Source organism: Levilactobacillus angrenensis, assembly GCF_003946085.1.
GTDB classification, from domain to species: domain Bacteria; phylum Bacillota; class Bacilli; order Lactobacillales; family Lactobacillaceae; genus Levilactobacillus; species Levilactobacillus angrenensis.
Genome location: NZ_RHOB01000001.1, coordinates 40,316 through 61,889, shown reverse-complemented (window position 1 = coordinate 61,889; position 21,574 = coordinate 40,316). Strand labels below are relative to the sequence as shown.

The 21,574-nt window shown below is 52.6% G+C and carries 17 protein-coding genes; 10 read left to right on the top strand and 7 right to left on the bottom strand.

All coding sequences use genetic code 11. From position 1 onward, the window contains the following. Positions 1–19 precede the first annotated feature (19 nt). A complete protein-coding gene (locus EKM83_RS00280) occupies positions 20–1,252 on the bottom strand; it encodes an MFS transporter (protein WP_125574656.1) in 1,233 nt (410 codons plus the stop codon). Between the two features lie 401 nt (positions 1,253–1,653). Between EKM83_RS00280 and pyrF the strand changes: the two genes are divergently transcribed. Together pyrF and pyrE are read left to right on the top strand one after the other, a co-directional pair. After that, positions 1,654–2,370: an orotidine-5'-phosphate decarboxylase gene (pyrF, locus tag EKM83_RS00275; protein WP_125574655.1), complete on the top strand. Its 717-nt coding sequence runs from the start codon at positions 1,654–1,656 to the stop codon at positions 2,368–2,370. Continuing rightward, entirely contained in the window at positions 2,367–3,002 is a 636-nt protein-coding gene (gene pyrE, locus EKM83_RS00270; protein WP_164505546.1) for an orotate phosphoribosyltransferase, read from the top strand. Before pyrF ends, pyrE begins: the two co-directional genes overlap by 4 nt. Positions 3,003–3,085: 83 nt before the next feature. Here the strand turns inward: pyrE and EKM83_RS00265 are convergent, their stop codons facing one another. Continuing rightward, positions 3,086–3,832 carry a M23 family metallopeptidase gene (locus EKM83_RS00265; RefSeq protein WP_125574654.1) on the bottom strand — a complete coding sequence of 249 codons (747 nt, stop codon included), beginning with the start codon at positions 3,830–3,832 and terminating at the stop codon, positions 3,086–3,088. Positions 3,833–4,063: 231 nt separating this feature from the next. Then, positions 4,064–6,817, bottom strand: a complete 2,754-nt coding sequence (locus tag EKM83_RS00260) for a YhgE/Pip domain-containing protein (protein WP_125574653.1) — start codon at positions 6,815–6,817, stop codon at positions 4,064–4,066. 158 nt (positions 6,818–6,975) lie between these two features. Between EKM83_RS00260 and EKM83_RS00255 the strand changes: the two genes are divergently transcribed. Continuing rightward, positions 6,976–7,557, top strand: coding sequence for a TetR/AcrR family transcriptional regulator (locus tag EKM83_RS00255; protein ID WP_125574652.1), 582 nt, complete (start codon positions 6,976–6,978; stop codon positions 7,555–7,557). 164 nt (positions 7,558–7,721) lie between these two features. Here EKM83_RS00255 and yaaA read toward each other — a convergent pair whose 3' ends face one another. Together yaaA and deoC are read right to left on the bottom strand one after the other, a co-directional pair. Further along, the gene (gene yaaA / locus EKM83_RS00250) at positions 7,722–8,468 is read right to left on the bottom strand and encodes a peroxide stress protein YaaA (RefSeq protein ID WP_125574651.1); all 747 of its coding nucleotides are present in this window, start codon (positions 8,466–8,468) and stop codon (positions 7,722–7,724) included. A 186-nt stretch (positions 8,469–8,654) separates the two neighbouring features. Further along, positions 8,655–9,308: a deoxyribose-phosphate aldolase gene (deoC, locus tag EKM83_RS00245; RefSeq protein ID WP_125574650.1), complete on the bottom strand. Its 654-nt coding sequence runs from the start codon at positions 9,306–9,308 to the stop codon at positions 8,655–8,657. Between the two features lie 143 nt (positions 9,309–9,451). Between deoC and EKM83_RS00240 the strand changes: the two genes are divergently transcribed. After that, complete coding sequence (locus EKM83_RS00240; protein ID WP_125574649.1) at positions 9,452–10,396, top strand: sugar-binding transcriptional regulator; 945 nt, start codon at positions 9,452–9,454, stop codon at positions 10,394–10,396. A 241-nt stretch (positions 10,397–10,637) separates the two neighbouring features. Here EKM83_RS00240 and arfA read toward each other — a convergent pair whose 3' ends face one another. Then, positions 10,638–12,140 carry an arabinosylfuranosidase ArfA gene (gene arfA / locus EKM83_RS00235; protein ID WP_125574648.1) on the bottom strand — a complete coding sequence of 501 codons (1,503 nt, stop codon included), beginning with the start codon at positions 12,138–12,140 and terminating at the stop codon, positions 10,638–10,640. Positions 12,141–12,341: 201 nt separating this feature from the next. Next, on the bottom strand, positions 12,342–12,767 hold the full coding sequence (locus EKM83_RS00230; RefSeq protein WP_125574647.1) for a hypothetical protein: 426 nt from the start codon (positions 12,765–12,767) through the stop codon (positions 12,342–12,344). A gap of 184 nt (positions 12,768–12,951) precedes the next feature. Between EKM83_RS00230 and EKM83_RS00225 the strand changes: the two genes are divergently transcribed. The 6 genes from EKM83_RS00225 (at position 12,952) to EKM83_RS00200 (ending at position 21,568) form a co-directional block, all read left to right on the top strand. Beyond that, on the top strand, positions 12,952–13,842 hold the full coding sequence (locus tag EKM83_RS00225) for an EamA family transporter (RefSeq protein ID WP_125574646.1): 891 nt from the start codon (positions 12,952–12,954) through the stop codon (positions 13,840–13,842). A gap of 520 nt (positions 13,843–14,362) precedes the next feature. Beyond that, positions 14,363–15,874 (top strand): hypothetical protein, encoded by a 1,512-nt coding sequence (locus EKM83_RS00220; protein ID WP_125574776.1) that lies wholly within the window; start codon positions 14,363–14,365, stop codon positions 15,872–15,874. Next, on the top strand, positions 15,867–16,892 hold the full coding sequence (locus EKM83_RS00215; RefSeq protein ID WP_125574645.1) for a hypothetical protein: 1,026 nt from the start codon (positions 15,867–15,869) through the stop codon (positions 16,890–16,892). The genes EKM83_RS00220 and EKM83_RS00215 overlap by 8 nt, the downstream gene beginning before the upstream one ends. A gap of 4 nt (positions 16,893–16,896) precedes the next feature. Beyond that, a complete protein-coding gene (locus EKM83_RS00210) occupies positions 16,897–20,019 on the top strand; it encodes an SbcC/MukB-like Walker B domain-containing protein (RefSeq protein WP_125574775.1) in 3,123 nt (1,040 codons plus the stop codon). Next, positions 20,012–20,815: a DUF2399 domain-containing protein gene (locus tag EKM83_RS00205; protein ID WP_125574644.1), complete on the top strand. Its 804-nt coding sequence runs from the start codon at positions 20,012–20,014 to the stop codon at positions 20,813–20,815. The genes EKM83_RS00210 and EKM83_RS00205 overlap by 8 nt, the downstream gene beginning before the upstream one ends. Positions 20,816–21,142: 327 nt before the next feature. After that, positions 21,143–21,568 (top strand): GNAT family N-acetyltransferase, encoded by a 426-nt coding sequence (locus EKM83_RS00200; protein WP_125574643.1) that lies wholly within the window; start codon positions 21,143–21,145, stop codon positions 21,566–21,568. Positions 21,569–21,574 lie beyond the last annotated feature (6 nt).

Here is a 21,574-nt window from a genome sequence, read left to right as displayed (position 1 = left end):
GGACCATTTTTGCGTTAGATTAATCTTCGTTGACCACACCCATTTTGCGCAGGCTAGGAATCGTGAGCATGACCGTGAAGCTGATGATGTAGAGCACGGACAGGAAGCCCATGACTACGGTCAGGGTGTAGTGGTCCATCAAGAAGCCAATCGCCACGGAGGAGAACCCGCCGATGGCCCGACCGACATTGACGATGACGTTGTTGGCCGTGGACCGGATCTCGGTCGGGTAGAGGCGGCTGATGACCGCGCCGTAGCCGCCGAACATGCCGTTAGAGAAGAAGCCGATGATGGCCCCGGCGAGAACTAAAGTCAGTTGATTGAAGGCTAAGGTAATGCTGAAGACGGCAATGGCCGAGGCAATCAAGAAGATACCAAATGCACGCCGCGGTCCGAAGTAATCCAGGATACTCCCAAAGGTCATCATGCCAATACTCATGCCAACAATCGTCGCAATCATCCAGACCGATGACCCGGAAACCGTGAGGCCCAACTTTTGTTGCATGATGGCTGGCAACCAGTTCATCAACCCGAAGTAACCGGCGATTTGCACGATAACCATGATCATCAGTGCCACCGTTTGGTAGGCCAGCTTAGGGGTCTTGAACAAGGCGCGAATTTGTACCGGTTGTTGCTGGTCACGGGGCGCTTGTTTAGCAGCCAAGAATTCGTCGCTTTCTCGCAGATGGCGCCGAACGAAGTAGGTCAGGGCCACTGGGACCAGGCCTAAGACGAAGAGGGCTTTCCACCCCATCGTGGGGATGATGAAGGCCGCGGCAACAGCAGCGAGAATGGCGCCGACCTGTCCGCCGATAGCGGCCACCGAGGTCATTTTCCCAATCTTATCTCGTGAGAAGCTCTCGGCAATCAGCGTGATACCCACGCCGTATTCTCCACCGGCACCGACGCCGGCCAGGAAGCGAAAGACGTAGATCCAGGTGATGTTGCTGGCGAATCCCATGGCCGCGGTCGCAAACGCAAAGATGAAAATGGTGTGTGAGAAGGTCCGGACGCGGCCGAAGCGGTCGGCCAAGATGCCAAATAAAATGCCGCCCACGAGCATGCCTAGGTTGGTGATCGAAGAGATCAACCCAGCCTGAGCCCCGCTGATGTGCAGGTCGGCGATAATCGAGGAGAGGGCGAATGATAAGAACATGACGTCCATATTCTCTAAGGCAAATCCTGCCGAGGTCGAAGCAATCGTCCACTTCTGGTGCGAGTTAAGCGCGTGGTCTTGCGTGGTGGTTTCCATTATTCAGTTCCTCCAAAATGAATGTTCACAGACATTCGTTATTTTTGCCGGCTAACCGGACGTTGGCAATATTATGCCATGCTGACCAATGAAAAGCAACCATTAATCCTGATATTAAATTAATTATACGGTTTCTTGGATTTGTCAATTATTCGGTAATTTAACTATTTTGCGGTAAAAATCCGGGTGACCTTTATTTTTCTAGGTAAATCGTCTAACCTGGAATTTGGGGTTGACGCGACCTGGGATTTTCGCTAAACTCAATAACAAATAAACTTTAACTTAGCCCTGTGAGACTAAAAAGTTGGACGGTAAAACCCACAGTAGACCAATTTGTGGGCAAAAATCCGGCTAGCCCATCGCAGGTGCTAGCCGGATTTTTTTAGAGAAAGGATCTGCTTATGCGCCCAGTAATCATCGCCCTAGACTTTGAAAATCAACAGATTGTCACCGACTTTTTAGCGCAATTTCCCCCGACGGACCAGCCGATGGTCAAGGTGGGGATGGAACTGTTCTATTTGGCTGGACCTAGTATTTTACGAACATTACAGGAACGGGGACTGCGGGTCTTCCTGGATTTAAAACTGTACGATATTCCCCACACCGTGGAGCGGGCCATGCGCCAATTGGGACGCCAAGGGGTCGCGTTGGTGACGGTACATGCCGCTGGTGGCGCGGCCATGATTGCGGCGGCCCGCCGCGGATTAGACCAGGGGAGTCGTGAGGCGGGGGTGGCGCCGGCGAAATTACTGGCGATCACCCAACTGACGTCAACGTCAGAGGCGCAGATGCAGGCTGAACAATTGGTCAGTGCAGATTTACCTACAACGGTGACGCATTTGGCGCGCTTGGCTCAAGCCAACGGTGCGGATGGCGTCGTGGCTTCGGCATTGGAAGACCCGACCATTCACGCGGCGATTGCCCCGGAATTTCTGTGTATCAATCCTGGCATTCGGCTGGCCACGGATGCGGCCGATGATCAGCAACGGGTGGTGACGCCCGCTCAGGCCGCCCATCTTGGCAGTGATGGCATCGTGGTCGGCCGGTCGATTACGCAGGCCGCCGATCCGGTTGCGGCGTATCATCAGGTATTAGCAGAGTGGGAGGCAGGAAAATGATGACGATGACGGATAAAATTGCGGCAGACCTGTTACACATCGGCGCGGTCACCTTGGCGCCCCAACAACCTTTCTTGTGGGCCAGTGGTATGCGAGCCCCCATTTACACGGATAATCGGCAAACGATTGCCTATCCGCAGGTGCGGGCCACGATTGCGGATGGCTTGGCAGCGTTGATTCAAGAAAAATATCCCACGGCGACCGCCATTGGCGGCGTCGCAACAGCGGGAATTCCCCACGCTGCGCTGGTGGCCGACCGGCTAGACCTGCCCATGAATTATGTGCGGTCAAAGTCCAAAGACCACGGTCAGGGCAAACAGATCGAAGGCCAGTTGGCGCCAACTGACCAAGTAGTATTGATCGATGATCTGATTTCAACCGGTGGCAGTGTGTTGGCCGCCGCCCGGGCCGTTCAGGCGGCAGGGGCGACCGTGTTAGGCGTCGTGGCCATCTTTTCGTACGAATTGCCCGACAGTGTGGTTAATTTTGAACAGGCCGGCCTACCCTTGACCCCACTGACCACGTACAGTGCCTTGATTGCCGTCGCCCGGGCCGAAGGGGACATGTCTGCCGCGGAATTTGCGTCGTTACAACAGTGGCGAGCGGACCCTTGGCACTGGCCACGGGGATAGTGTTTCACGTGGAACAAAATGGTCGTCCAAAAAAGGAGTTGATTTGGCCAATGGCTGAATCAACTCCTTTATGGTATTTTGCGCTAGTCTGCACTTCGCAGCAGCTTCAACGGGTTCTGCCACGAATGGGCTGCCGGATTTTGCCAGTCATTTTGGGCAGTCACCCAACTTTTATGGTTGGTGATCCCCAAATGCAGATGACCGCTGGCTTGGGTCGCAATGACCTGGCCAGTCTTGACGGTGTCGCCGACGTGAACGGTATGGGTCTGCTTGCCCATCGCAAATTCCTGATAGACGATCTGGTCGCCCGCGTCAGTCTCCGTGACGACAACGTCCTTACCTAGTCCCAGGGGATAGGCGTCGGTCACGCCACGTTTCATGGGGTTACCCACGAAGATGACCTTACCGGCGTGGATGGCGTGAATCTTACTGCCAACGCCCGCATTGAAATCGACGCCGTCGTGCCAGGGAGAGTCCGCTAGGTCCCGTTTACCAAAGGTTGACGTCACGTAGCGGCCGCCGGTGTAGGGCCAGCCCCACTCTGGCGTTGATTTTTCAGTCTTAGTGGACGTCGTTGCCAGGCGTGTCAGCTTGGGCTTGGTTGGCGTCGCCTTTTCCACATGGAAGTATTGGTACACGCGTTTGGGCTGATCAGTGGCCAGTTCGGTGGGCGTGTTGGCGATGGTCAGCGTTTCCGCCTTGGCCGTGGTCTTGGTGGTCCAAGACGAGAGGAACAATAAAGTGCCGAGGGCGACCACAGTGGCCATCCCCAGGAGCAAGTGGCGGTTAAGCCGATAATTGAAATGAATGAGTTGATGCAGAGTCGACATTGTTTTGGAACCTACCTTTTAACAGTGATAAGAAAGATTGTACCAGTGATTAGCCGGCTAAGTGTTAAGAAACTGTGAATTTTCCTGGTTATGGGGACAATCAATCCCCCAAATCAGCCGTCGATTCGTTGATTTGGCGGCGTTAGTGGCTATTTTGACTGGCGGCTAAAATAATTTGCGCCGTGACAAAAAAATCCGCCCTCAGAGAAGTGAGAGCGGAATTTGGTGATACTAAGGTGCTTGAACGTCCATTTCCGTTAGCCGACCGTGTCGCCGCGCGTAGAAGAGCATGCTCAGTAGGGAGAAGACCGCGGCAATGCCGCAGAGCACGCCGATTTCTGGTAAGGCGGAATTGCCAATCATTAGGGTTTCTCGCAGAGCAGCGACCGAGTAACTCATTGGCAACCAAGGATGCAGGGCCTGGAAGAAGCCGTTGGTCATTTGTAAGGGGTAGGTTCCGGCCGAGCCGCCCAGTTGCAGGACTAGCAGCACCATGCTGAAGAACGCCCCCGGCCGACCGAGGCAGAGATTTAGCCAGTAGACGATGCTCATAAATGCCGCACCAGTGACCAGCAGCGTCAGGAAGGTGGCTCCTGGATGAATGGGTGCCAGGCCGTCAATCAGGGCTAAGAGGCCGGTCATAAATAGCGCTTCGCCCAAAACGAAGGCGCCCATGATGGAAGCTTTACCTAACCACCAACGCCAACCACTACGCGGATATTTGCGCGGTGTGTACATGTCAAACATCAGATTGAACGCCAGCGCCCCCACGAAGAGCGATACCGACATCATGTACGGGGCCATCCCCGTCCCGTTGTCCGGAGCATCATCATGATCGGTGTGGGTGGTCGTCGTTGGCTGGGCAAATTGCCGGTAAGTCAGCTGAGAAGGGTGAACGGTCGCGTGTTGTCCCGCTTGAGTTAAAGTGTGAGCTAGCCGGGTGGTCCCCGTCTGCACGGCGTTAGCACCAGTTCCCGCTTTCTGCGCACCGGCAGCCAGTTGTTTGGCGCCAGTAGTCAGTTGCTGGGCACCGTTCGCCGCGCTACCAGTGGCCGTGGCGAGCTGTGGGCCAGCCGTTGCCAAGGTCGTCAGTCCCGTGTTGAGGGTGTGAGCGCCATTCGCTAACTTGCCGACGCCTTGCGTGAGGGCTGGCGTCGATTGGGTTAAGGTGGTCAAACCCGTGGCCAGGGTCTGGGCCCCGCTGGTCATCGACGCATTCTTACCCGTCAATTGCTGGGCCCCGGTTTGGAGTTGGTCTGCGCCGGTAGCCAGTTGCCCGGTCCCCGTCGTGAGTTGTTGGCCCGTGGTGGCTAAACGTTGCGTGCCACTAGTTAGTGCCTGGGCACCGTGGGTCAACTGAGCAACGCCAGTAGTGAGCGTGGGCGTCTGTGCTTGTAAGGCTTGGAGGCCGGAATTGAGGGTGGTCAGGGCTTGATTGGCCTGTTGCAGCCCCGTAGTGAGACTCTGGGAATTCTTCTGAAGAGTCGTGATGCCGTTGGTCAATTGTGCTTGAGCCGTCGCTGCTTGGGTCAGGCTGGTTTGCAGATCATTGACGGCCGCGGCGTTAGTCTGTAAGCTACTCAAGTCGCTGGTCAAGCGTTTAGCCGCGGCCTGCACCGCCGTGGTCGTACTAGTATCGCTAGGCGTAACGGCTTTAAGCATGGCGGCCTTTTGACTTGCGGTCAATCCCTGAGCGTCAGCCGCGGCGCTGACTTGTTTTTGTAAGGTCGCTGTGTTGGTCGTGCTAGCCTTTAGTGCCGTTTGTAAAGTGGCGGCGTCTTGCTTGAGGGCTGCGGTGCTGGTGGCGCTGGCAGCTAACTGACTAACGGCCTTTTTTAAGGTGGCTTGTTGGCTTTGCGAGGTTTGGAGGCCGGTCTGGAGTTTGTGGAGACCAGCAGTGAGGGCGGTACTGCCAGTTGTCAGTCGGGAGAAATTTTGACTGAGCGTGTGACTGCCGGTGGCTAGCTGGGACACGCTACCGCTAAGCCGTTGCGTGCCTGCGTCTAAGTTCGCCAATTGGCTCGCCAGCTGTTGGGCCCCTTGATGGCTCTTAGCTATGCCCTGAACGTAGCGTTGGGTACTCGTATTCACCCGTTGACTGCCCTGGGTGAGTTGCCCGGCAGCGGTCGTGAGCTTGCCCGTTCCCGTCGTATAAGCGGTGACCCCGGTGGCCAATTGCTGACTCCCCGTGGCTAAACGCTGAACTCCGCCGTTGAGCTGTTGTGAGCGGCTGAGTAGCTGATCGAGACCGGTCGTTAATTGGCGGCTACCGGCCTGGGCCTGTTGGACCCCGCTGACGTATTGGTCGAGCTTATTGGTCAGCGTGTGTTCGCCGTTGGTCAGCTTCACGGAACTCGTGGCCAAAGCGGTCAGGCCGTGGGCGATTTTGTGGTCGGCGACCGTCAGTTGCTGACTCCCCGTGGCGAGGGCTTGACTACCGTGACCTGCGGCAGTGAAGCCGTTGCCTAATTGTTTGACCGTCGTGAAGAGGGTCCGGGCATACGTTTGCGTCACTTGGTCGCCCACGGCTTGGGCCGCATTTTGGGCCGCTGTAGCCGTCATCTTCGCCGCTGTGAAATTGTGGCCGGCGCTGGTCTGGTAATGAAGGACCATCTGCTGCGGCGTTTTGGCCATGAGGGTCGTGGCGTTGTGCGAAAAGTTGTGTGGAATCGTGACGACCATGTAGTATTTACCGGTGGTCAGGCCGTGGTGAGCGGCCGCCGAGTCAGTCGTTATGAAATGCATTGCGTGGGACTGGGTCAGGTTGTGGGTGAGGTCGCGCCCGGCAGCCAGGTGGTGGCCCTGGTAGGTCACGGGCTGATCTTGATTAACGACCGCCACGGGGAGGTCGGCCAGCTTGCCGTACGGGTCCCACATTGATTTCAAAAAGGTCACGGCGTAAATTGAGGGGATCAACATGATGACCACCAATACGACCAATAGTAACTTGTGCTTAAATAAATATCGCCATTCCGCTTGAATCATCGGCGACGCCCCCTATCTGTGGTATCCTGTGAGTAAATAGTGACCTCACATGTGGCTACAGCATACGCAAGGACAAGCGGACCGTCCACAACAGATGCCGCGACTTTGGGGAGTAAGCCTCACTTTTGCCACATCTGGGGTCTAACGGGAGGGATTGGATGACGGATAGACGAGTTGTACGAACCAACCAGGCACTACGAGCAGCCTTCAGAAAGTTGGCCCAGCAGTATCGGTATCATGAAATTACGGTCCAACAGCTGACTGATGAAGCCAATATCAATCGCAAGACATTTTACTTACATTTCGACTCGATCGATGACCTGGCAGAGAGTTTTACCACAGAAATTGCGGACCAAATTTTGGGGTTGTTGCTAAAGGCGCCGGCTGACCGTGAACCGCTCGAACATCCCGGCATCTGGGCGCAACGGTTAGGCGAGTTCTTTGAAGAAGCGCCGGCCTTCTACACGTTCATCCTGACGTCAGACGACTACAGCTTCCTATCGCGACGAGTCAAAAATCTGGTGGCCGCGGGGATGGCCGCAGATTTCCAGCGCGATTATCATCTCAGTGCGACCGACGCTAAAATTGGCGTGAACTTTCTGATCGACAGCACCCTGACGTTATTTCGCCTGTACGTGACGAAACAGATCGACCTGACAAAGCCAGCTCTGCGCCAACGCTTAGTGGCGTTGAATTTGTCGGGGATGCAGGGATTCTTGGCGTTAACGAAGCAAAAGTAAAACTCACTAGCGACCCTCGGTGGAGGGGGCTAGTGAGTTTTTTGATTGTCATCTGAAAGTTGAAAGTAACACTAACGCGGCGATTACCGGAACGACAGTGTTTTATCCACTAAAATTAGTGGAACCAGGAGCCTGCGTCACCCAGAGGTGGAGCCGGCAGATTGTCATTTTTGATAAATAAACACCAATTTCTGTGCGGTCGATTGCTCCGGTGCAAACGCCCAGTCGGGGTGGTCAAACGCTTTGATTGCTGCCGGGTCGTTGGCCTGGTGTTCGGCTAAGAAGCGGACCATTTCGCCGCGGGCCATCTTGGCGAGGGTGGCTTTGGTCTTGAGTTTGCCAGCGACCAAACTGCCGAAGACCACGGTGATCAGCGGTTGGTTGGGTTGTAAATAGGGTGTGATGGCCTTGGCGTATTCCTGCGAGGCCAGATTAATGATGGGTTCCGGTTTAGGGGTCAACGCACGATACAACCGGTCGCCCCAGAAGTCATATAAGCTGTGAGTTACCGCCACGTTGAGCTTAGATTGCATTTCCAACCGGTAGGGCACGACGCCGTCAAAAGGCCGCAAGATGCCGTAGAATCCCGAGAGAATGCGTAAATTGGCGCGCACGTAAGCCAAGGCTGGCGCGGTGAACAGGTCTGGGGCCATGTACTGGTACTGAATGCCAGAGAAGGCCAATAACGCGGGAGTCAGCTGGTGGGTCAAGTCGAGTTGCTGCAACCAGTCAAAGTTGGGCCGGGCCAGGTTGTCGCTACAGTGCCATAACGCTTTGGCCGCCGGATAATCCAGTTGCCGCATGGCCGCGAGAAGCTGCTGCGTTTGTGCTAAGTATTGGGGAAGCGCGTCGATGCCAAACGTATCGGGATCGACGACCATTTTCTTGGCGGGGGCAATGATGATTTTCACGAGGGGGCCTTCTTTTCAAAATATAAATTGGTAAATAAAAACAGCCTCGCGTTCTACTCGAGACTGCTGTGGTGAGGTGCGGCGACCTTCGGAATGCTTGCGCACCGATCGCGTACCCCCACCGTGGTTTGGCACCACGAGTAGTATCGCACGTGGTGGCGGTGGCGTCAAGTTAAAGTTGGTGGACTAGGCTTCACTCATAACGGCGATGCCCGAACTGGTGCCCAACCGGGTGGCCCCGGCGGCCAGCATGGCTTCGGCTTCTGCCTTGGAATGCACGCCACCGGATGCCTTGACCTGAATCCGATCACCGACGGCTTGCTTCATCAAGGTCACGTCATGAACGCTGGCACCACGAGTGGAGAAGCCGGTGGAAGTCTTGACGAATTCGGCGCCGGCATCAGCCACGAGTTCAGACGCCCGCGTGATTTCGGCGTCGCTCAACAGGGCTGTTTCAATAATGACCTTGGCTAATTTATCGTGGTCATGGGCCGTTTGGATAACCGCTTTCAAATCAGTAGTCACGGCGTCAAAATGGCCACTCTTGAATTCCCCAATGTTCATGACCACGTCGATCTCGTCGACCCCGTCGGTAATGGCCTGTTGGGTTTCAGCCACCTTGATGGCCGTGGTGTTGGCCCCCAGAGGAAAGCCAATGACCGTGTCAGTGTTGACGTCGGTTTCGGCCAGCTGTTGATGCGCGTAAGCGACCCAGTAAGGATTGATCATGACGGAGCAGAAATGGTGTTCCTTAGCTTCGCGGATGATGCGGTCAATGTCGGCTTGAGTGGCTTCTGGGGCCAGCAGGGTATGGTCGATGGTACGGTTTAAGTCTGTCATGTGAGTTCCTCTTTTCAAGGTTAAGTTATTTACCCACTTAATTTAACACGTATCTTTACATATGTAAAGTAATAAAAATAACAAATGTAAAGTGTGGTAAAATAGGTTAACGGTAAAATTATTTCGCTGAAGGAGGGTAACCCATGGCATTGACCAAAAAACAGATTGAACGGATTCTGGCTGTCAGTCGGTACTACTACCAAGATGACTTGAGTCAACAGGAAATCGCTCAGAAGATGGCGCTCTCGCGGCCGACGGTGTCCAAGTCACTCCAGTTGGCGCGCGACAACCATATCGTGACCATCGCGATCCACGATCCATTTGAAGATACTGCCGTCATGCGTGAACAGTTGCGGACCAAGTATCAGTTGAAAGACGTGGTGATTGCGGAGCAGGCTAACTATGATGAGCAAGGTATCTTGGAACAGTTGGGGGCCGTCACCGCGGACTATCTCGATAGCATCGTGACCGACGGCGTGACCATTGGCATCAACTGGGGGCGGACCATGGAAGCCGTGGCCAACCACCTCCACGCCAGCCACAGCCGCAATGTCCGGTTGGTCCAGCTCAAAGGGAGCGTGACCAATTCTAGCGAGGATAATTTCTCGGCGGACATCACCCAGAAATTTAACCAGGCCTTTCACACGCAGGCCAGCCTGTTGCCACTGCCCATCGTCTTCAGTGATGCGCGAATCAAGCAGCTAGCCATGACCGATCAGTTCATCAAGCAAGTCGTGGCGCAGGGGACAGCGGCCGATATTGCGCTGTACACGGTCGGCACGACGCGGCCCACGGCCATGTTGTTTCAGTCGGGCTACTTAGATGACCAGCTGATCCAACAGCTCCAGACCGATGCGGTGGGTGACGTGCTGTCCCATTACATCACGGCGACCGGGGCTTTAGCGGCACCCAAATTAGACCAGCGTACGGTGTCGATTCCCCTTGATCAGTTGACCAAGAAGCGCTACGCTATTTTGGTGGCGGGTGGTCAGGCTAAACTGCAGCCGATTCACGCGGCGCTCTTGGGCCACCACGCCAACGTGTTAATCGTGGATCAGGCGGTGGCCAAGGCGCTGTTGCGATTGTAAATGACACGTAAATTGAAGAGCAGCAGGTGAAAGGAGTTTGGGCAGTGGTCCAAACTTTTTTGCGTTGGGGGTTACAAATGCTGGTTGGATTTCGTTTGTATTAGTAGGGGACGAAAAAGAGTGGGACAAAAGGTGGTTATCAGTTTTAAGCGAAACCGGCTGTCTTTTGGCGCAGGTTTCAGCTAGTTAAAATTGGTGCACAAAAAAGAGTTTGGGCAGTTTGTCCCAAACTCTTGAATGGCTATTTAACAGCGAACCGTAACACGTTCCAGGACAGTGGCTGGAGCGTGACGTTGGCGTGGTGGCCGCTGGCGTTGACGGCAAGTGGTTGGAGCTGCATCTTACCATCGCGATTGTCGGCCTTGACGTCGTAGCCGTAGAATTGGGTGGCGTCGATGACGTGGTCGACCGTGAAGTCGGTCAAATCTAAGTCGAAGTCCAGCGTGTCAGTTTGGTGTTTGTTTTCGGCAAAGACCGTGAGCGTTTGGTTGGCTTCGTCGTAAGTCGTCACCGTGTCGAGGTACGGGATATCCTTGAATTCACGGGAATTGTAGGTGGCAGACTGGCTGTGATCGACCAGCACCTTGCCTTGGCCGTAATTGGCGACTTGCATGAACGGGAAGAAGATGGACTGCTTCCACACGCCGCCGTTGGTATCCGTCATGATAGGCGCAATTACGTTGACCAGTTGTGCCAAGCAGGCGATTTTGACTCGGTCGGCATTACGTAACAGCGTCATCAAGAGGCTGCCGACCAGCAGGGCGTCTTCGAAATTGTAGACGTCTTCCAGCAAATGTGGGCCGACTTGCCACGGTTCGACCTTGGTATCGGCGTCGTTAGAGTGGTACCAGACGTTCCATTCATCAAAGGACAGGTTGATGGTCTTGGTCGACCGTTTGCGTGCCTTCACGGCATCACACATGGCAACGACCCCTTTGATAAAGGCATCGAGGTCGAGGTTCTTGCCTAAGAAATTGTCCAGTTCAGTTGGGTCATCGTCGTTGTAGTAGCCGTAGTAACGGTGCAATGACAGGTAATCGACGTTGTCATAGCATTCGTCGAGGACGGTCTCTTCCCATTCGCCAAAGGTCGGGTTGTCCATGGAAGAGCTCCCGCAAGCCACGAGTTCCAGCGAATCGTCGACACGCCGCATGGCCTTGGCCGTTTCGTTGGCCAGGTGGGCGTATTCGCTAGCAGTTTTGGCGCCGATTTCCCATGGCCCATCCATTTCGTTGCCCAGACACCAGGTCTTGATGGCAAAGGGTTGTTCCGCGCCGTTTTGCCGACGGAGGTCGCTCAGATAGGTCCCCTTAGGGAAGTTGCAGTATTCCACCAGGTCAGCGGCTTCTTGAATCCCGCGAGTTCCAAGGTTGACGGCCATGTTGGGGACCGCGTTGACCTTGTCAGCCCACTTCATAAATTCGTGGAGGCCAAACTGGTTGGTTTCAATTTCGCGCCAGGCTAAGTCCAAGCGAGTTGGCCGCTGGTCTTTGGGACCAATGCCGTCTTCCCAACGATATTGTGACAGAAAGTTTCCGCCGGGGTAGCGAATCAGTGGCACGTTGAGTTCCTTCACGGCGTCGATCACGTCGGTCCGGAAACCATCTTCATCAGCAGCAGGGTGGCCGGGTTGGTAAACGCCGGTGTACACCGCGCGGCCCAGCTGTTCAATAAACGAGCCATAAAGTCGCCGGTCGATGGGCGCAATCACGTCTTGTGGTTGAATTTTCGTGGAACCTTTCATGGGTAAGACCTCCAAATTTGATGTAGTGGTGAGCTGATTATGGTAGCGGTTACATTTACTTGCTCACTAAATAATTACCTTTAATATAACGGAGGATAAAGTCGCTGGCCATGGGGAATTTCACTGTTCGTTTATAAATTTTGTCATAGTTGAGGGGATTAAAAAACGCGGCCGAGTCGGGTGACTGGTCGCGTGGTGGGGTTAGCGCTTGAAAATCATGGCGCCATAACTTTCATTGCCGGTGTAGTTGCCGGCCAGGTGGAAGACGTGTTTCGGAATAATATCGAAATGCTTATGACTGAAGACCTTGACCTTAACGAGTTCGGAGCGCTTTTTGGAGTAGTGCAAGCGGCCGTAATAGGTGGTCTTGGTGTGTTTCTTGAGGCCGGTAAAGTGCCAGTGATAACGCAGACTGGCTCCTTTGACCTTAATTGTGAAATGATTGCCTTTAAAAGTCGTTTTGTCATGGAAGCCACCTTGGGCACCATCGGTCAGGCGATACCACGTGTGGCTGCGAACGGCTTTAGGTAAGTAGGTCGTCTTGGCACTAGCAGTGGTGGGGTTCGCAACCCCGAGACCAGTCAACGCCAAGCCAATAGCGAGGGTCGTATAAACAATCTTTTTCATGATGAATCCCCTTTCACAATGATAACTTTAGTATACGAGTATGAGTGGCGGTTTCAAGTGAAATCTGCAAGGGGATGGGTATTGTCAATACGGCTTTAAATTGGCAAGCACACTTTTTTCTGGTCTAACTAACCGACACAGTGTTGTATAATGAAAAGGTGAGTTTTTTAGATGAGGTGAGTTTTTGAAAAAGTTAGCACCCTTATTCGTAGGGTTAGGCGCGGTGAGTTTTGGGATTCCCGCGACATTATTTAAGATTGCGGCTCGCGAAGGTGTGGTCAACGGACCACTGCTTTTTTGGTCGTTTTTAAGTGCTGTGATTATTCTCGGCGTGATTCATTTTGCGCGACGACAATGGCTGCGGTATCAACATACTAATTGGAAGCAGATTCTGTTGGTGATTGCGGCAGGGACGGCTTCTGGGTTTACCAATACCTTTTACATCCAGTCGCTGAAATTAATTCCGGTGGCGGCCGCGGCGGTCATGCTAATGCAGGCGGTTTGGTTGTCGGTTTTGCTGGGATCAATCATCCATCGACAGTGGCCATCACGGGTGCAGGTCTTAAGTATCGTGTTGGTTCTGGCCGGAACGGTCTTGGCTGCGGGCTTGTTTCCCATCACCCGGGCGTTGTCGCCGTTGGGCTTGTTCTTTAGTTTTCTGGCAGCCTGCGCGTACGCTTGTACCATGCAATTTACGGCCAGCTTGGGGAATAATTTGGACGCATTAAGTAAAACATGGCTGTTATGTATTGGGGCCTTCTTGTTGATCTCCATTGTATGGGGTCCGCAAATCGTGACGGCACCGGTGACTGGTAACACCATCAAGTGGGGCGTGTTGATTGCCTTATTTTCCATGGTCTTTCCGTTGGTGGCTTATTCCATCTTCATGCCGTACTTGGAGCTAGGTATCGGGCCAATTCTGTCATCGTTGGAACTGCCGTCGTCCATCATCGTGGCGTTTGCCATCTTGGGTGAAACAGTCAACTGGTCACAGATTATCGGTGTGCTGATCATTATTGGTGCAGTCATCTTGCCTAACGTCTGGAGTATGCAACGACGGGGGCAAATCAATTGAATGTTTCATGTGGAACAATGCGGGTAGCAGTCACTGCTAGCCGTTTTTTGTTGTCGTGATGGCGGTCGTTACCCGGGCGGTCGAGCCACGCTGTGTGAGTAGCACACTAGCCGTGGCGCCGATGAGCAGGATTGCCAGGATGAACTTAAGTAATTTTTTTATGAATAGGACCTTCTTGTTGGTGTCAGAAATTTACAGGTACGCCTACCTTAACACAATTTTAGTGTGGACGGGAAAGGTTCGTTTTAACCAGCAAAATAGTCAAACAGAGAACGAATAAATAGCCAACCATTTTACGGACGATAGGTTGCTAAAAAAGATTGACACCAGAACACCTGTTCTGTATAGTAAACACTACGCATAATTAATCGAGATGCCAAAATTAAAATATTTATTTTAGGCAGATAAGATTATTAATACAGCGTAATTTTACCAGTGAACTAGACCTGATCCAGTGGTTGCCAGTATACTAAAGAGATTAGCGAATATCGCAATTAAAAGTAGTCAGGAGGGGAGCGCCATCGCAGTCGCACTTGATCCAAAATTAAGAGACCTATTACTGGCCAATAACCTCGGACTCAGCCGAGATCACCGGCTGGCCGGCTGGAACGTGCTAACGATTCTGTACCATGACGGTGCCGCCAGTGGCGAGGTCACAGATTTGAATTACCTGTCTCAGAAATACAATAACGAGTACCTGGATGAGGAAGAAAAGCCCGTTACGGATGAAGTCTTGAAGCGAATTTTAGATATCTTGGGCAATCAGGCCGGACTGATCGAGGTATCACCCCAGAAGGTTCGAAAACGCATGATGAACGGGGGCTATCACATTCACCAGTCCTACGTCTATAAAATTACGAGTAGTGGGATTGAGTATTTGACGCTGATGGCCAAGGTCATTGACGCTGACAACACAGTGACCGCCAACATCACGCGTATTCAGGAATACTGTGCGCTAGTGGCAAAGCTGGCTGATCCAGAATTATCGGCGGAAGATACACAGCTATTCAACGACTTTCAAAATATGCTGGCGGCTTACGCGGATGTGATGAAGGGGATGCATAAGCTGGATGAAGACCTCAGTGAATTGGCCAATGACTTGGCGTTTAATCACGGCGGTATCGCGGCCAGTCAGTTACAGCAAATGTTGCGGGACAAGGCGATTCCGGCCTTTAAGCAACTGTTGAGCCAAGGACCACGGATTCAGGCGCTGGCGGATTCGACCAGCTTTAGTAAACGGGTCGCACGTAGCCAACAGGGGCGTGATGACTTGGATGCCGCCCATGCGACCGGTGACCAGGCGAAGATGGTGTTACGTTTTCAAAATGTCCAGGACTATGCGCAACGGCAGTTAGAACGCCTTGCCGGGAGCTTTGATCCCAGTGCGACGGCCATCGACAATAGCTTGGACACGGTCTACCTCTTATTTCAAACGATTCTGGGTGCGATTCGCTTGCTCAGTCAAGAGTATGACCATATTCAAAGCCAGACCGTTGATATCAAGGCACTAACGGGGCAAATCGATCAGTTACTGACGCATTATCAGTCTCTGATCGTTCGCCAGCCAATTCCCCGCCACTTGCCCAATGACCGTGAAGATCTGGATGATGCTACAGATTTGTTAAACGCGACGACGATGGGCCCCGTCGTTTATGCGGCCCAAACTAAGACGGCCAAGGTCGCTACCGAGGCGGATAATCCCCTCGTTGCAACGGATGACCCGGTGGTGCCAGACGCGCAAGAAGGCTTAGTAGAATTTCAAAAGTTAGTGATGCAAAGCGCAGATTATGGCGTTGTTGACCATGACCTGACCTTTCAATCTCGCCATGCGCGAGATGAAGTCGTGCGGTTGTATAGCGCCACTGGATATCGGCATTATGATAGTTTCGCGCCATTCGGCCGACCAGTCGTTAAAGTGGCGCTGTTAAAAGCGGAGCCAATCCAGATTCACTGTGCGGATGAACGTTATACGGTCACCTTGCCGGGGTCATTTGCGGTGTGGTTTGCCAAGGGGGATGAAGACCATGAGTAATTTACGAGCAACGGATCGACTGATCATCAATCAACTTTTAAATAACGGGGTCTTTACGCGGACGATTACGCCCAAAACCACGGGGCCGATGGTAGATGCGATTAATGCCTTGAAAAAGCCGGCAAATCAGCAACGCTTGAACAGTTATTTTAAAAATCTCCTCGGCGTGGTCCCCGATAATTATCAAGAAAACTTGCTGTTCTTATTCGGGACCCAGCGACTAGAACCTGAGGCAGTCCACGTTTTATTGGCGACTATCAAAGCAGTCATTAATTTACCAGAATTGCAAAATACTCAAAGTGACCGCGTAGTAGCGACCCAGACAATTATTCGTCAGGTCCACAGCGAAGTCGTGACCCTCAATGAAAAAGAGATTCGTCGGCAGATTACGGCGCTATTCGTGGACCGCTTCGCCTTGTTTGTGCCAGACATGCCCGACTTGGGTCCTAGCGAGCAGACCCAAACGGTAGAGGATTATTGGGATGTGAGCCCGGACTTTAACTACTTTGCTCAGTGCCTGGTCAATCACCTTCAGGCTGCACCGGATACGCAACCGTTGACGCCAATCCAGCGGGTGAACCGGGCGTTGTTAACGCAACGGTATTTGAGTCGATCATCCAAGTTGTGGCCGGATCTATTGCTGCATAAAGCAGAAATTGCGGAACAGTGGGCGCAGTTGGAACGTTTCAATCTTGAGTGCGGGGATGATTATGCCCTATTACTCGATAATACCCGGCAACCCAGCAAGGCAAAGCCATTCGTCGTTGCCATTGCCGTCGCCCATTCCCTAGGTGTGGGGATTCCCAATGACATGTTGGTCACGCGCATTCACTTGCTAACCCGCCAGATTTTTCCGGATACGGACGTTGCGGTCGGTTTAGTTAAACAGGCTTTGACGGACAACGGGTTGGTCAAAGTAGAAAATAACTACGTCAGTCCCACGCCAATCGTGAACCGCTTTGTGATGAGAACGATGGTAGAACAAGATGCGCAGACGCCAGATGAGGGGGAAAAATAACGTGATGGAACTTAAAGAACAATTGACACCAGTTAGTTTTCACTTGCGGAGCTTCAATAAGTACGGGGCGCTGGACTTACCAGCAGCAGAGAACGGTAATTTAACGTTGATTGGGGAAAATGCGGCGGGGAAGACGACGCTGGCCAACTGTTTCTTCCCCATGCTGATCGATGGGTCGATTGCGACGCCGTCTTTCAATTCGGCTAAGGGGACTGACAAGTTGACCCAGACCGGTAATCCGCGGAACAGTGCCCGGGAATCACGTAATTTTGAAAGTATGTTGCTGGGCTGGGGCAGCGGTGCCATGAAGGTCCGCACCGGTTATAGTTACATGCGGTTACGTTCACAAAAACGCCAGGTCATCTTGGGCCTGGGCGCCCACCGTGCTGTCGGTGAAACACGCAAGCCGACTTGGTGGTTTGTAGTCATCAGTAATCAACCAACTGCCGAGCTACGCTTAGTCACGACACGCACCGATGGCACCGGACTCAATGAAAATGAATTCCGTGAGGCTAACGCTGGCTTAGGCAAGCAATTACGGATCTTTAATCAGGCAATCAATTATCGAGAATACGCAGCGACGCAGGTCTATGGGTTTACCAGTGGTGAATCATTGGGCAAGCTGGCCGCGGTTTATCGGCTATTGGCCTCACCCATTTTAACGGCGGGAAATGCCCGGTTTACGCCGATTCGAGAAGCTTTGAAAAATGCGCAAGAGGGAATCGACCCGCAGATCATTCAACAGGTTGCTGATAGTCAACGGGAAGTGAACCGCACTAAAGGTGTCTTGGAACGGTTGAAACAGGCCCAGATTCGGTTACAGAAGATGAAAAAAGAAATTTTCTGGCGTAACCTGAATCACATTCGCGAGACGACGCTGTTGCCATACAGTCGGGTTCGCCAAGACTATGAGAAAAAACAAGAAGTCATCGATCAAGCACGGCAAATGATCGCAACGGTACAAGAACAGCTACAATTGGTGACGGCTAGTTTGGACCAAGTGACGGAAAAGTTACGCCAACTGCGCCAAGCCAAAGCCGAGCAGCAGAGCATCGTCGTTTTACGTGACCAGTATCAAGCCCAGATTCAAAGCTTGACCAAACAACTGGCCACCTATCAGGCCCAACAGAAGCAATTGCAAAAGGTCCAAAGGCATTTGGCTGAGGTAGCTCGACAACAAACGACGCTCACAGATCAGCAAACAGATCTACAGACTCAGCAATTACGGCCGCTGTTAACGCAGTTGGCCACTCGAGCCACTGGCCTGACTGAATTGATGGACGTTGTCACCGAGGTTGAACCCACAGTGGTCAATGACCGTTTGCTGGAGTACATTCGGCAGATGAAAAAGGTGTTGACGCAATATCAAGCCGATGAACGCGCCAAGGCACGTGTTAGTCGCGATGTCCAAATCGTGGGCGAGATGCGCGATACCTTAGCAGACCGGATTGACCAACGACTGCAGGGACCACTACAGGGTCGCGTGCGCAAGGATCTGCAACAGGATAACGTGGCAGTTCACGAGGCCGGCGCAGCCAAAATGAATGATCAGTTCCAAGAAATTTTGACGAAACAGCAGGCCGCTTTGACCGCTCATCCCGATTTAAAAGTCATTTTAGACCAAAGTGATTTCTTGCCGGAATTGGGTAAGCAACAGCAAGCCTTGACTCAGATGGTGAAGACGTTGGCCGACTTAGCTCGGCAATTAGAGAGTCTGACCAACACGCAAACGATTTATGAGCGGCAGGCCGCCGACGTAAGTGCACAAATGGATCCGGACTTTGATGTACAACAGGCGCAAACCACGATCGCGGATACGCAAAAGCGACGGGATGCACTGGTCATTGATACGCAGATTGACCAAAAGATTACCCAAGCCGAAAATGAACAACATCAATTTGAAAGAGAACGCGCGACACTGAACAACCAGCAGGCCAATGCGGAAGGCCGAATCAGTTCTGCCCAGGATGATATGGTCGGCCTCAAGGATCGGCTGGACCAGTTGGAAACGGATGGGCAGGCCATTTTGCAGACGCTGGCACCTTATGTTCCGGCAGAAGAAACGGTGACGACGATTCTCGAAGCCTTGGACTTCGTACAGCAACATCGTAGCGAGGTCCGTAACAATGATTACGGTGATATCAGTGACCGTATCGGCCGCTTGATTCATAAGAATAATAGTGATGGCATCGACCGCAACGCTTTAGACACGCTGTTTGAAGAACGCGGGTATAACGATTTTGCCAGTGCCATGCGTCAGCAGCGCTCCGTCAATCGGAATGGTTTGACAGTGGTGGCGTTTGACATCAATAAGGCCCTCTTACTGATGGCGACTGATGAAAGTCACGTGGAACGGGCGTTACAGGAACTCACAACCGGCAATAATGTGGCCCAAGATACCTACATGGCGGCGGCCGTCCAACGGATTACATCGCAATATCGGTTGATTGACGATTACAACCAGATGTTGACGGAAGGGGTCAGTCGCGAACAGAGTATCAAATTAAAAATCACCCTGACACCGGTCGATGTCGATGAAAAAGTCATCGCAGAGGCTTGTGACCCGCAACTTCAAGAGCGCCCAACGTTATTAGCAGAGATTCAAAATCGATTGGAAAAGTTAGCCGATGACCTGACCGTCGCTGACGATGATGAGTTGTTCATGGCGGCCGCCCAACGACTGCTGGATACGCGCCAGTGGTCCGCATTTAAGGTCCTGATCAAGCGGCGTCAAAGTGATGAAGACCACTACGAAGAGGTCGACGATAAGTTTGTTCAATCCGGTGGTTCCGGTGCGGAAAAGGCCCAGGCGATGGTGTTGCCACTGTTATTGGTGCCGAAGATGGTCTTGCAACGAGCTAAGTTGCCAGATGCACCGTACCTGGTCATGTTCGATGAGTTTGCGGATAAATTGGATCCGGAAACGGCCAAGTCGTTTGCCAAGACCATTGCCCGCTTTGGTTTCAATTTCATTGCGACCATGCCTAGTGGCGCTCAAAATAAAATCTTGGCGGATGGTGTCGACAACATTGCCTATGACGTGATTGCCCCCGCCAACCAAAACGATGGTCGGTTCCACGAAAACGTGGTGCGGCCCGCCTTGACTTGGGGGGATGTCCATGACTGAGTATCAACAGGCTTATGAGACGGCCACGGGTAAACGGGCCCCGCATGAAGCCCCGCAATTAGCCAAGTTGTTTGACCGCATTACGGCCGGGGATGTTTTGCCACCACGGGGTCAACAAGCCGTCGATTTGGGTCTGACCGCCCACAGTCTCAATGACCCACAGGAAAATCCCGCCGTCTACGATTATTATCATTGGGTCTTAACGAATTGTTTTCAACCGCAGCAAATCAAGGAGCTGACCGCGAATTTAATTGGTCGGGTATTTACAAGTGCCAATATTTTTCAAACGGATCTGCCCCAGCCAATTACGCTCAGCCCGTGGCAGGTACCGGCGATGATGACCTTTCCGTTGGCAAGCAATCGCGCCATCATTGTGGAAAATAATGGGGTCTTCGCCTGGCTCCATCGTTTGCATCCGGACTGGCCACTGATTAATCAATCGGGCAACGATTTTAATGCCACCTACCTGACCTTGATCCATTCCCTGGAACAGCGCCAAGTTCAGCTCACTTACTTGGGTGACTTAGATAGTCGTGGTATTCAGATGGCCGACCATTTATTTAGCGTATTGCGTGAAACGCCAATTGCCACGTTTACAGCTATTCAGTCGCCCGTTAACGTGGTGCAGTGGCTAACGCTGAAAGGTAAGGCTAGTCGCCAACGGTCGCGAACGCTAGCGATTCAAAATCCGATTTTCCAAAAGGAACTGAATTCAATCAATCTCTTGGGAAAGTTCGTCGAACAGGAACAATTGATTGCGACGTATGAGCCATTAGTGACGCAGTGGCTCGCCTAATAAACGCGATAAGGTCTCGCCCAAATCTGGACGGGGCCTTATTTAGATTCACGACGATGTGCGGGTAGTGGTTGGCAACTGCCTAGAGTTAACAAACTGACAGTGATAAATAAAGCGGCAAAAGACGAGACGATTTTAATCAACATCTGCAATTCCTCCCCGGGTAAGATTATCGTTATTGTACCATGGATTTACGAGCGATGGGAAAGAGTCGTTTTACCCGTTAATCCAGTGGCAGGCATGATAACTTGTGGCAAAATTAGTTATCGAAAAGTAAGACCCAATCCGTTAAAATGAAGATGAGCTTTGGCTAAGGAGGGTCACGGTATGGCAAATTTAAGACGCGCAGATTCAACAGAACTCGAGTTATATTTGAACACGATTTTTACGCAGCAATTCACTGAAAATCACCTGGTCTATGAGGATAAAGTGGGAGAAGTCCTCGCCATTGGTGCCTATGAAGGAGAACATCTAATTGGCGGTATCATGATGCGCCGTCGCTACGACCATCTCGCTATTACCAAGCTCGCCATTGACCGCGCTTATCGGGGCCAGCGTATCGGCACCCAACTGATTCGCGCGGCAGAACGGTTTGCCCGTGACCGCCACATCATCAACATTACCTTGTCGACGCGCAGCTATCAGGCGATGGGATTCTATGAAAAATGTGGTTACCAGATTTACGGGACGTTACCGGACTTACCATTTGCGGGGGTTACGACCACGTATTTCGTTAAACGGCTACTGAACTAAAAAGGC